Genomic DNA, 13254 nt, shown 5'->3' on the forward strand with positions numbered 1-13254 from the left:
CAAATATTTCAAAGAACAATTTCAGATTTTAATGGGACAGCAATGGCTTAATGATTTACATTAATCACTTCATTATTGCGAAACCGTATCTAGTTTGGATACTAATATATTAAGAAAATCGCAAATAGGAAAATCCCGCTCAACTTATTAACAATATTTAACGGAAAATCCCACCGCGGATGGTGAGCTTCGTGTGGCTGCTCCGCTCGTTGGGCCGGTCGATGATGTTATACCTATCCGCAATGCGGAAATACACCAACATGGCAGCAAATAGTACAATAGCTATCAACAGGTAAACCATGGTGGAAAGATAAATTTTTTACGCTAATCTCACGTCACTCAACGGCAGGATCCGGTAAAAACGAAAGGGGCTTACCGCTTATTCGTTTTGAGCAAATTATTGTATATCTGACTTTAGATATTCATGAATTAAAATTGTGATTCGGTTCAATAATTGGTTGTTGACATCACAAATGGCGATATTAGGTTTTGCTTATATTAGTCATTCCCTTTCTTTACCGGATATTTTTCTACGTATGCTTTCATCATTTCTCCTGGCTCTTTTCCTACGGCCTTTTCAATTAAAAGAAATTCATAAGGTTCTGGTGCGCCGGTATTAAAATAGATATCAATCAACCGTTGCTTTTCTATTCCGGTTTTACCAAGTATATGTTCAAAAGTATTTTCTCCTTCAATCTCACTACGCATAAATTCGCCGAAATTCGTTCGTCTTTCTATTTCATAATTGTTGATTAAATCCAACTTACGGTGCGTGTAAACTGCATCTCGTACATTTTCAATTGTGTCACCGCTATTTATAGCGATGTTGCAAAAGGAATGAAGAGAAACACTTTTCTTCCTTTGGTTGATTATTTTGCTTATTTCGCCCTTTGAGACATTAACCATTTCAGCGAAACGCTCAATAGCTAACCCCGAATCCTTTTTTCTAGTTTCTACGTATTTCGAAAAGTTTTCGACTTCTATTACCAATAGTTCATCTTCGGTCATTGCGTGAAATGTTTGGTTTCCATTTATGTTTGTTTGTTTTAATGGAAACTTATTTTTATCTTTGCATATGCGATTTGAAAGTCACGGCACATAGCCTTGACGAACGACGTTTTCTCGACCTGTAAACGACCAACGTACCATCGAGAGAGCCGTGTAGATCGCCCCATGCTTGAAAAGTTTTTACTTTTGCCTACGGCATGGTGGTGGTCTCGCGTTAAGCTTTAGATGGTAGAGTCAAGTGTTCTCGTGAAGGCACAGACAACAGGGTTTGGTCACCCTCAGGTCTAAAGTGCGGGCCACCCCTTGCTGTTTTTAAAGGGCTTCCACCACACTTCGCGAAAAGTCGTTCTGCATAAACCAATAAGGATTATGAAAAAGAACGAGTTAATCACCCTTCACCAGCACCCGAGCCACCTCAAGGAGGTTTGGCGCCGATTTGCCTATTCTATCCTGATAAAGAACGTCAAACGTAGCCCAATATAGGCTAGCCGAAAATACTGCAGCCGCAGAAGTACGCGTGGGGAAAGGCAATAAAAAAGTCTATCCCAAGCACAGGCTATTATAAAAGCCCCGCTTCCCGGCTGCCACCGACCCCAATGCTGAAAGAAAAAACCCTTATCATTCAGGTTGGAGAAGGTGTTTATTTTCGGTTACTACTCAACAGCTAAAAGTAGACGCTTTTTTCCAAACCTGCAAATGTATCGGAGAATTTCTTTGGCGTTGGCGGTTGGTTTTTGAAACGAAAATTTCTTAAACCGTTAAAAACCAATGTGAAATGAAGCGAATTTTACGCTTAGGGAATAGCTATGCCCTATCCAAACATAAACGAAAACAATATACAATAAGATATATCAGCCTACTGGCGGTACTGACGAGCATGTGTTTGTATGCCGTGAAGCAGGTCTCCGCCCAACAGGCGGAGCCTGCGGCTACGGCGTTTAACATCAAGCCGCTGCAAATAGGGGATACGATTCCCGAGTGGCTGTGGCACCATCCTTTAAATGTTGTGAATCACCCCGACGGACNGTTTAACATCAAGCCGCTGCAAATAGGGGATACGATTCCCGAGTGGCTGTGGCACCATCCTTTAAATGTTGTGAATCACCCCGACGGACAGATCACCATCACCCTAGATGAATATAGGGGGAAACTTATCATACTGGATTTCTGGGCACCATGGTGTGCCCCATGTATCAAATCCTTAACGCACCTTGATTCATTGTCGGCAACATTCAAAGAAGAGGTAATGGTCCTGCCAGTTACCAATCAAAATCCAAAACTCGCCGAAGACGCTATCAGGGACCGGAAATGGAGCCTTCCATCAGTCGTGTCCGCACCCCTACTGGAAGAATTTTTCCCGCATAATCAACTTCCCCATCAAATATGGATCATGGAGGATGAAGTGCGTGTGATTTCCTACCAATACGTTTCCACACTCGAAAACATACGGGCCGCATTGGATGGCTGCGAGATCAGTTTTTACGAAAAAGACGATGATTTAGCATTCAACCCGTCAGCCCCACTTCTAATCGGGGGGAATGGCGGTGGGTCGGAGAACCTCTTGTACCAATCTGTCGTCACAAAAATGGTCAAAGGAGCCACAACGACATCCGGTCATGCCGGCCGCACGTTTTACTCGCTCAACACGTCGGCTTTAGGGCTATTGGCCAAAGCCTTTCTCAATATAAGTATGATAACGCCCTCCAACCGGAAAAGGATCATGCTTAATCTACCGGATTCGCTCGCCGAGCGGATTGAACTACCGAAACACATTCAGGGTGAACAAATGCTTTACTGGTTTGACAAAAACCTATTTTCTTATAGCCTGACAACGCCGACTCCGATTTCCAGACAGGCCGCCCGGGATATCATGAAGCAAGACCTCCGAAAGTTTTTTGAAACACATCTGGGTATAACCTGCAGGGCAGTAACGGTACCGCTTAGGCATTACGTTATTACGCCGGTACACCCGCAACAATCCACCAAGGGTCAGTCGCCGGGCAGCGCTGCAAACAACACTGCTCTGGCAGCGACTCTTAACACCTGGTTTAAAGACAACGATGGGATCATTTTAATAGACGCTAGCTGTTCCCGTATCCCACAGACAGCGCTCACGCCCACCGACGACCTGAAGGATTTGGCGGCACAGCTAAAGCGCATGGAATACGATATAAAAATGGAATACCGCGATACGGAAATACTAATCATTGATCATTCTTAAATCAAAAAGAAACTAATGAGAATTCTTGAAATGTTTGCTTGGGTGGCACTTACTTTTTTCCCGCCCATAATCAGTAACGCACAGCAACCACTGGTTGTTAAAGTATCGGCTCAGAATACCAAAACACCGCTGGAAGGAGCCACAGTGACCCTTAAAGGGACGGCGTTAAGCTATATAACCGGCAAAGATGGGATTTGCCTGCTAACGGACCTAAACGATGCCATTTCCCTAGCAATAACCCATGTCGGATATCAACCAAAGATGCACATACTAACGAACACGCTACGTCCCGACACCTTATTTATTTTTCTGGCACCTGAAACAAATGTTATTGAAGAGGTCGTGGTATCCACCGGTTATTACGAATTAGACAAATCCCTGGCTACGGGATCGTTTGACTTGATTAGCAACGACGTTCTAAACCGGACCGTTAGTACGGATATCATCAGCAGACTGGAAAGCAACACCACGTCCTTACTTTTCGATAGGCGCGGGGCCGCAGCATCCGGGGACAGTCCCGAGTTGACAATCCGTGGTTTAGGTACAATCCATTCCAGCTCCTCGCCGTTGGTGATTGTTGATAATTTCCCGTATGAGGGCGATATTTCTAACCTCAACCCGAACGATGTCGAAAGCATCACCATGTTAAAAGATGCTTCCGCAGCCTCGATATGGGGAGCCAGGGCCGGCAACGGGGTCATCGTGATTACAACCAAAAAGGGCAGATACGATGAAAAGCGTTCAATTACCTTCAACCACAACGTAAAGGTATACCAAAAGCCGGATCTCGGTTATGATGAACATTTCATCCCATCCGCCTCGTATATTGAACTTGAAAAAACCTTATTTGAACGCGGCCATTACACGGAAAACGACTGGACCCCGTTGTCTCCGGTGGTGGAGTTGCTCATTGCCAATCGAGACGGGCGCATCGACGATTCGAGTTTTGAAAACCGCATCCACCAGCTGTCAAATTCTGATATAAGGGAGCAGGCCTCAGACCTCCTTTACCGATCAAGAGTGGACCAGCAACACTCCCTCAGTTTCTCGGGAGGGTCATCCCTGCAAAATTATATGCTCTCATTCGGCTATGACAACAACATAAATCATGTGGTTGGCAGCGATTTCCAACGCGTCACCATAAATGCTGCGAATTCTTTCAAATTCAGTTCTTTCGAAGTATCCACGAGTGCCTATTTCACCAACTCTCGTTCAAATGAGAACGGATTTGGGTTGAACTCCCCCGTATTGAGGCAGAGCGGGCGCAGCCAGCCGTTGCCCTACATCAGCCTGCTGGATGAATTGGGCATCCGCCAACCGATTACCAAAGACGTAAGGTCTTTATATGCAGAGGGTGCGGAGGAAATCGGCTTATTAAACTGGCAATTCGTTCCACTGGACGAAAGAGACCTTATGGATTATCAGTCCGGCACGAACGAAATTAGGTTATTCTTAAACCCCGTCTACGAGCTACTTCAGGGCTTGAAGGTAGACGTGAAATACCAATACCAGAAACAGGGGCTGGAGACCAAAAACCACGTATCAAAAGAACGATATGAGGTTCGGAGCCTAGTGAATAGCTTTACGCAAGCCGATGGTAGTATGGTTTTTCCGTATGGCGGCATACTTACGTCCAGGAATGACCAGACGGTAAGTCATTCGCTCCGGCTCCAAACCAATTATATGCTAGTGAAGAACAACCACCAACTCCGGGCCTTGGCCGGATGGGAATTGAGATCCGTTGACCGTATTACGACTGGACATGAGTTGTACGATTATGATCATGACCTTTTCACATGGAATAACCAATTCAATTTTCAGGAAAGATATCCTACGCGACCGAGAGGCACGAATGCCCGCCTTCCCCTCCCATCAACCCTATTATCCGGCGTATATGGCCGATATGTTTCCACTTTTTCAAATGCTATTTATTCGTTTAAGGATAAATACATTTTTTCAGCCAGCGCCCGATGGGACGCATCGAACCTTTTTGGTGTAAAGACCAATCAAAAAGGGACACCGCTTTGGTCGGCAGGCGCAAACTGGTTGCTTAGTGATGAGGAATTCTACCAATTGGATTGGTTGCAGCCGCTCACAATAAAGATGTCATACGGGTTCAACGGGAACACGCACGGAAATGTTTCAGCAGCTCCCACTGCGATATACAGGACCGATCGATTAACCGGATTACGGGCTGCGTCGATACGTACCCCGGGCAACCCGATGCTGAGATGGGAAAAAGTAGGAATCCAGAATTTCGGAATAGATTTCGGAATGTTTGATGGAAGAATCGCCGGTACGCTTGAATATTATATCAAAGACGGACGGGACCTGCTTGGCAATGTAATAACAGACATTACGAGCGGGTGGGATAGCAGGGCAAGTAGCTACTTGATAAATGATGCACATATCAGAACGAGAGGCCTGGATATTTCCGTCAGTAGTGTAAACGTTGAAGGGCCTGTGAAATGGAGGACAAATGTACTGTTCAGTTATGCGAAGGATCGGGTGATGAAATATTCCAACAGCTCGTCCAATATCGCTTCTTTTACTTCAGGTTTAGGTATCCCCGCAGTTGTCGGTAAATCAAGGAACACGCTTTTCAGTTATCCATGGATCGGACTTGACCATACATCGGGAAACCCGCTGGTAGTGATGGACGGCCAACCGTCAGATAATTACCGCGATTATCTTAATAACCTCGAAATCGGCGATTTAGTGGAGCATGGCCTATCACTAGCGCCGATTTTCGGTTCCATTCGTAACACGATAACATGGAAAAACATAGAGGCAACAATCAACTTCTCATGGAAGGCCGATTACTACTTCAGGAAACAATCCGTAAATTATTACAATCTGATCAATTCAGGTGAAGGGCATAAAGATTACGATGCCCGTTGGATCAAGCCCGGCGACGAACTGACAACGTCCGTCCCTTCCATGCCCGAAGTGGTAAACCAGGCACGTGATAATGTCTACGGCTACAGTGAGGCACTTGTTGAAAAGGCTGACCATATTAGAATCAACGACATCGGTATTTCCTATTCGCTGGGTAACCGGCATTTCGGAAAAATAAACATACGAAACCTTCGCCTTTATCTGATCATGTCAAACCTTGGAACCGTATGGAAGTCTTATAAAGGATCTATTGACCCTGACTACCCCCACGTTGACTTTCTGCCCCCAAGGAATGCGGCATTCGGTTTAAATATGAACTTTTGAATTCGTTAACAATGAAACGTATAGCTTTACCTTTTTACGCGACGGTCCTTGCGTCTATCTCCGTCTTGATTTCATCATGCGCAGACTTTTTAGATGTGAAGCCCAATAGGAGCTGGGTTGTACCGAACTCAGCGCAAGACTTCCAGGCGATACTGGATGACAATACAGACAATATGAACAAATGGAGGACACCTGTGCTGATTGAAGTGAGTTCCGATGATTACTACCTTACTGAAAACGATTGGAAATCTATCGGGGATGCGACAACCAGGAATACGTACGTCTGGGCATCGGATATCTTTGAAGGAGACGTAAAGGAGGGTGCCGTTGCTGCATGGTCTCATCCTTATGGCTGTGTATTCAGAGCCAACTATGTACTGGAAGGGATACAAAAAATCAAAAGAACTCCAAACACCGTCGTTCAACTCAACCAAATTGAGGGAAGCGCATTGTTTTACCGCTCGTGGGCTTTTCATCAATTGGCCCAACTCTTCTGTAAGCCCTATCATTCAAATACGGCCGATAGTGATTTGGGTCTACCCATCCGGCTCGAATCGGATATCACTTTGAAATCCAAACGGGCATCCGTCCAAAACACGTATAGCCGGATAATCGAGGACTTGAAAGCGGGAGCCCGGCTACTCCCAGAAACGCCCGTTGTTAAAACGCGGCCCGGAAAGTCAGCCGCTTACGGTTTGCTGGCACGTGTGTACCTACAAATGGGAGATTATGAACAGGCTTACCGATACGCTGATTCGTGTTTATTAATCCAGCCTACGCTAATTGATTACAACGAAATCGATTTGACGCTAAATCAAACCTTTATGCAATTCAATGAAGAAGTCATTTTCCATAGTCTCATGGTGGCCTCGCCTGCTTTGATGGATAACCGCATCAATATTGATTCCGTACTGTATGTCTCTTATGCAGCCAACGACTTGCGTAAGCAAGCGTTTTTCCGGGACAATAACGGTAAGATAATTTTCAAAGGCTCTTACAGTGGCCTTTCCGTCAATCTCTTCGGGGGGATAGCTACCGATGAAATCTACTTGATACGCGCCGAAGCTGCTGCGAGACTAGGACTCATCGAGCAAGCGAACCAAGACTTAAATACATTAATGGCACATCGGAAAGATGCCAGCCATTGGAACGCGGGATATGAAAACAACCAGGCAAAATTGCTGCGTAGGATTGTCGACGAACGAAGAAAGGAACTTATATTGAGGGGAATCCGCTGGGGTGACCTGCGAAGGTATACCAACACGGAATTCGCCCACCCAATTTACAGAAAATTAGGATCAAGTGAATTTCAGCTATTACCAGGTGGGGACGGGTATGTGCTTCCGATACCCCACGAGGTGGTGGAAATAAATAATCTGCAGCAAAACCCGTGACCATAAAAACAAGGGGCGTATACCACTTCTATACGGCCCCTTGTTTAATTGGGTTATTCGTCTGGTCGATGCCGAATTTGATAATCGCCTTCGATGTCTCCCTCATCTTCCAATACATTAGCGATATTGGGCGCGAATTCATCTTCAGTGGTTTCGGTAACATCCTCATCGGTCAGCATAATTCCGCATAAAGCATCTAGGCCTAGCCCGCAGTTTTGAGGCAAACTCGCTTCACCCGCACTGCCTTTACCCAAGTAAGCCCCGATGGTACCATCCGGGCTAACGGCAAACCAATATTCGTTTGTCTGCTTTGCCGCAAATCCTTCCTTTAAGGAAGGCTCTTTCATCACATCAATTTCAGCTTTCTTCTGTTCTAATTGTTCGAACGTTGGCTTCAACTTTTGAACAGTATTGGGCAAAACTACAGCCTTCACTGATTCCGCCACTTCCACGTTATCCGAAGCCACTACTTTCTCCTGCGCCACTACGTTTATTGATGAGGTGAACATCAAGGCGAATGCGACCATCGCACTCATCCCTATTCTTATTTTTTTAGTCATAATTTTTGAATTTTACTTTAAATAATCTGTCAGTCGGTTAATCGGCCGGACTCGCCGCCGGTCCCTGGCCCTGGGGCCGGGGGAGAATCGCCTTGGCAGCGATTCCCGGAAATTAAATAACGCGTACGGCCCTGCGCCGAAACAACGCAAACCGACGGTTACGGATGGATATGTGGTAGACCGGCCTACTGGCAGGTCTGTTTGGCGGTATTTGATGTATTGTTGTATTCATGGCATCATCCATTTACATTAGCAAAAATACCTGGTATTCGGTCCGTCTATTGGTAGATATCCGGCATGGTTAGTGGTAAATATCCGGCATGGGGAGCTTGCCAATCTTCCTAGAAATCATATCTTGCGCCCAATTAATCGGGGAAACAAACACATGGAAAAACTACCCCATTTGTAATGGATGATGTCTTTCCATCTAAACCACGATTTTATCATGAGGGATGCGATGAATTCCATACCGATTGAACCCAATTTCGCAACGATAATCACCGGAATCCGGCGCATCAGTTTTTTGAATCTTAACGGATTTTGCATGCTAAAAACCCATTCAAGGTATCCCGGGATTATATGAATTTTTCGAGGTCGTCGGTCACTTCGCCCACCTTTATCGCGCCTGTGCGGACAAGTTGAGCAATTTCTCGGTGTAATCGACCATGAATAACGGAATGTTCAATATGCCGTTGTTCATTTTCAGGTTTCTCAGTGAATATCGGAGTCGTACAGGGGGGTTATAATGCTGATGATAAATGGTCAGACTGCGGCCCCTTACGTTTTCTTCTGCCTTGACTTCAACGGGTATGATGTCATTTTTCACCTGCAACAGAAAATCGACCTCCGCCTGATTCCCCGACGTCCAATACCGGGGGGTGCCTTCAAAACATGCCACAAGATGCTGCAACACGAAATTTTCGGTCAGTGCACCTTTGAATTCGGTAAATAGACGGTTGCCCTCCTTTACAGCAATTGGATCTAACAGGGAGAGGCGGCGCAGCAGCCCAACATCCAGGAGGTATATTTTAAACGCAGATAAGTCGTCGTAGGCCGATAAGGGCAGGCCAGGTTTGTTGTTCCGGAATACGCGGTGGATAAGTCCGGCATGCGAAAGCCAAAGCAACGCATTCTCATAGTCCCTCGCCCTCGCTCCTTCGCGTACCGTTTGATACAGGAACTTCTTATTATCACGGGCCAATTGCGATGGGATGGAAGACCAGATATATTGGATTTTCGGTATATCTTTATTGTCAGCGTGTTTTGAAAAATCGAGCACGTAGGCGTTCAATATATCCTGCAATACCTGCTGTGTGGCCTGCACATCTCCCGTTGCTACCAAAGTAGCTACCGCTTCGGGCATGCCGCCGGAAATAAAATAGGTTTTAAGCTTATCTACTAGCGGATTAAAGAAAATATCGGGCAGTGGCTCCAATTTATCGATACCATTTAGATAATCGAATAGCTGTGGGCTAGCTATGGAAAGGAATTCGGCAAAGCTGATTGGATTGACCTGTAAGAAAGTCACCTTGCCCACGGGGAATGACTGCCCCCTTGACATCGCTACACCCAATAGCGAGCCTGCACTTGCAACAGCGTATTCAGGGGCGTTTTCGCAAAAGTATTTAAGTGTATTTAATGCATCGTTACATTCCTGTATTTCATCAAAAATCAACAACGTTTTTTGTGGGGCGATGGTTCTTCCATGCACCAGGGAGAGGTTTTGTATAATACGCTGAACGTCTTTTGTACTTTCGAAAAATTGTTTGAGCTCAGGTTGTTCCTCAAAGTTGAAATAGGCAACGTCCTCAAAATCCGTTTTTCCCAGTTGCTTTAACAACCACGTTTTGCCCACCTGCCGGGCACCTTGCAATACCAGGGGCTTACGATTTGGATCGTTTTTCCATTTGGCCAGCTTTTGCTGGATGTTGCGTTGTATCTGCATGGTGTCGATTCCCCTCACATTATAAATATCAAAAATGTGATTTTTTTCACACAATTCATAGTTATTTCGTGATAACAATAGGGTTTACACACATTAACTATTCCTGTAAATTTTTCGGATAACCGTTGGAATCAGAGATCGCCCATCGAAAGTGCCCGATAGTCTACGGTGTAATCCACCAATGCACCGGTGGCTTGCATGAAGCGAACGCCTTTATCCCGTAGCTTGTTTAAATTGATGTTGGCCGGATTGCGCTTGATTTCAGCGATTACTGCAACTTTTTCGAGTTCATTCACCGCAATCAGGTCGATCTCCGTTTCACCTTTCCGGTCCCAATAACTTCCAATACGTGAGAAAAGCTGCTGCTCCATGTATTGCGCACGGAAATACCGTTCTAAAATGATTCCGCTGAAGGTGGTATAATCCCGGGCCACGATGGCCTTTAACTGGTCGTATGCCCCCACTTCAACCATGTAGCTGTATTTGTAGATAAACCGAAACCAAAACGTAAGGAAGTTGTCATTGACTTGATACCGGACATTTTTGGTTTCCGCTTTGGCATAAATTGGCGTTGCCTTGGAGATCAATCCATAGTCGTGTTCTAATTTGGTCAGGTAGCCTCCGATCTCCCTGCCGACAGCAGCCTCAATCTGTGCGCGTATGTTTTTTCCTTGGGCAATGGCAGAGAGGATACTGAAATAATTGGCGTATTCCTTCCCGAACTCTTCAACAAGCATGTTCCTGCCTTCGGGGATGTACACCGAATCTTCTTTGATGATATAGTCAAGCATGGCTTGCAGCGTGAATGCTCCAGAATCGATAAGTAATTGCACGTATTTTGCCACACCGCCAGTGAAAGCGTATAAGGCTAGCAAATCTTCCGGCGCATAAGCCGGATAATGGTCGGCAAGAATCTCCTTCAACACACCCGTTTCGAAAGGCCTCACCTTCAGTAACGCCGTAGCCCGCCCAAACAACGGTTCTTTCGAATCCTGGAAAAGCTTATACATCAGGGAATGGACCGAGCCGCTCAATAGGAGATTGATTTTACTCTGATTTTTATGGATATCCCAGTAATGCTGGATTTCACTGTAAACAGCGGGAGCCACATGGTAAAACTCCTGAAATTCGTCAATGATCAGGTTGAAGGATGTGGTTTTGGAATACTCCATCAAAAAACGGAACAGCTCAGCAAATCGGTTAATCTCGCCCAACAGGGGTATACCAAGTTTGTCCGTTATTTCCTGAGCAAAATCCTGGCAAAGGAAACGTTCTGCCTTGCGCGCGACAAAAAAATAAAGCGTGGGTTGCGAGGCCGTGGCTTGCAGCAGGAGCTGGGTTTTGCCGATACGCCTCCGTCCGGTAATTACCGTCAACTGCGCATGCGCCAGCGACTGCTCACGTATCGCCGATAATTTAGTTAGCTCTTTTTCCCTATCGTAAAAATCCATAATTCCCAATCAAACGGGTGCCTCACGTGACACCTATCAAAACGCTCAGTTCCGAAACAGCCATTTCCGAAACAGCCATTTCTATCTCGCAATTATAAGGAAAATTGCGTTGACACCCAACTAACTATTGAAGAAATACCCGGTGCAAAGGGCGAAAAAATCCCGTGGCGATAATCCATACAGCGTTTCATCAGGTGTATTGTCAAAACTGCTCACATCGTTGGGGTCTATAACCATGCGCCAAAGATAGGTATTACAGCGCCGTTAGCGCAAAAAGAGGTAAATTGGTCATCCAACTTTCTTCACGGTAGTTGCTCATGGACTTCCGGATGGCGATGGAAAATGATTGTCTAAAAAAATTAGTATTTTGGGCCGGTATTAATTATATTTGCAGGGAATGGGTACCATCGAATCACCGATTATGTAACTGTTTGAAATATGGCGAATATCCCGACCGTACATGACAATTTTTTCCGTGCCATCCTGGCCGACAAGCAGGTGGCGATAACCTACTTCCAGTCGGTACTACCCAAACACGTCGCACAGCTGCTGGATTTCTCCACTATGGAACAGGTGTCGGGCACCTATGTTTCCGAATCGCTCGCTAAGACCATCGCCGATGTGGTGTACCGCTGCCAGCGCAAGGATGGCAAGGGCGGTGTGGATATCTCGCTGCTCGTGGAGCACAAAAGCCGGCCCGACAAATATATGCCGATACAGGTGGGCGGTTATATCTTCTCGGGTTATCAGCAGCAAATAGAAGAAGGCGAAAAGCAGTTGTCACCTATTATCCCAATCCTTTTCTACCATGGCGAGCAGCAATGGGAATACTGGACACTGGATAGATTGTTCGATGAGTTGGAATCCGAGTTGCTTGGATTTCTCCCGAAGTTTGACTACCTTTACTCCAACCTGCACGATGCTAGTGACGAGGAAATCAAGGCGTTGGACCATCAGTTCCTGATGGCATCCTTGTTGTCACTCAAACATGCACATGACAAGGCGTGGTTGGGAAGGAATTTCTCCTCGGTGATTAAAATGGGGCTAGCCGGTACAGCGGGACATCTAGGGCAGGAGTTGGTGGTGTATTGTTTGCATCAGGCAGAGTTATCGCCGGAGGAGGCGAGGAGGTTGATTAAAAAATTACCCGAAACGATAAGGAAGCAAGTTATGAGTACTTATGAATTGCTGAAAGCAGAAGGAAGGGCAGAAGGAAAGGCAGAGGGAAAAGCAGAAGGATTTGAGCTCGGTGCCCAGCAGAAGAGCTATGAGGTTGTGAGTAAACTATTGGCCGCCGGAAAATTCACTGATTCTGAAATCGCGAACTTTGCAACGGTAACCGAAGGCTTTGTCCAAAAAGTCCGTGCTGATCTGAGTAAGAGAAAGAAGTAACGTCCGGAACCCTACTTCCTACAGCGCCGTTAGCGCAAAAAGAGGTAAATTGGTCATCCAG

The 13254-nt window shown here is 45.8% G+C and carries 9 protein-coding genes; 4 read left to right on the forward strand and 5 right to left on the reverse strand.

Translation table 11 applies throughout. From position 1 onward, the window contains the following. Window positions 1-157: 157 nt before the first annotated feature. Both NGM62_RS20470 and NGM62_RS20475 read right to left on the reverse strand, forming a co-directional pair. Complete coding sequence (locus NGM62_RS20470) at window positions 158-301, reverse strand: hypothetical protein (protein ID WP_262250178.1); 144 nt, start codon at window positions 299-301, stop codon at window positions 158-160. 197 nt (window positions 302-498) lie between these two features. Beyond that, the gene (locus NGM62_RS20475) at window positions 499-1008 is read right to left on the reverse strand and encodes a hypothetical protein (protein ID WP_262250179.1); all 510 of its coding nucleotides are present in this window, start codon (window positions 1006-1008) and stop codon (window positions 499-501) included. A gap of 877 nt (window positions 1009-1885) precedes the next feature. On the opposite strand from NGM62_RS20475, the gene NGM62_RS20480 reads away from it, so the two are divergent. The 3 genes from NGM62_RS20480 to NGM62_RS20490 are packed head-to-tail and all read left to right on the forward strand — an operon-like array spanning window position 1886 to window position 7845. Beyond that, window positions 1886-3229, forward strand: a complete 1344-nt coding sequence (locus NGM62_RS20480; RefSeq protein ID WP_449301321.1) for a TlpA family protein disulfide reductase — start codon at window positions 1886-1888, stop codon at window positions 3227-3229. Window positions 3230-3244: 15 nt separating this feature from the next. After that, on the forward strand, window positions 3245-6451 hold the full coding sequence (locus NGM62_RS20485; protein ID WP_262250181.1) for a SusC/RagA family TonB-linked outer membrane protein: 3207 nt from the start codon (window positions 3245-3247) through the stop codon (window positions 6449-6451). 11 nt (window positions 6452-6462) lie between these two features. Then, window positions 6463-7845 carry a RagB/SusD family nutrient uptake outer membrane protein gene (locus NGM62_RS20490; RefSeq protein ID WP_262250182.1) on the forward strand — a complete coding sequence of 461 codons (1383 nt, stop codon included), beginning with the start codon at window positions 6463-6465 and terminating at the stop codon, window positions 7843-7845. A gap of 53 nt (window positions 7846-7898) precedes the next feature. On the opposite strand, the gene NGM62_RS20495 is transcribed toward NGM62_RS20490, so the two are convergent. The 3 genes from NGM62_RS20495 to NGM62_RS20505 all read right to left on the reverse strand — a co-directional run bounded on the left by NGM62_RS20495 (window position 7899) and on the right by NGM62_RS20505 (window position 11801). Then, on the reverse strand, window positions 7899-8405 hold the full coding sequence (locus NGM62_RS20495; protein WP_262250183.1) for a hypothetical protein: 507 nt from the start codon (window positions 8403-8405) through the stop codon (window positions 7899-7901). 616 nt (window positions 8406-9021) lie between these two features. Then, on the reverse strand, window positions 9022-10368 hold the full coding sequence (locus NGM62_RS20500; protein ID WP_262250184.1) for an ATP-binding protein: 1347 nt from the start codon (window positions 10366-10368) through the stop codon (window positions 9022-9024). Between the two features lie 113 nt (window positions 10369-10481). Further along, window positions 10482-11801, reverse strand: coding sequence for an ATP-binding protein (locus NGM62_RS20505; RefSeq protein WP_262250185.1), 1320 nt, complete (start codon window positions 11799-11801; stop codon window positions 10482-10484). A 438-nt stretch (window positions 11802-12239) separates the two neighbouring features. On the opposite strand from NGM62_RS20505, the gene NGM62_RS20510 reads away from it, so the two are divergent. Next, window positions 12240-13193, forward strand: a complete 954-nt coding sequence (locus NGM62_RS20510) for an Rpn family recombination-promoting nuclease/putative transposase (protein ID WP_262250186.1) — start codon at window positions 12240-12242, stop codon at window positions 13191-13193. Window positions 13194-13254 lie beyond the last annotated feature (61 nt).

The organism is Parapedobacter soli (assembly GCF_025460835.1).
GTDB classification, from domain to species: Bacteria; Bacteroidota; Bacteroidia; order Sphingobacteriales; family Sphingobacteriaceae; genus Parapedobacter; species Parapedobacter soli.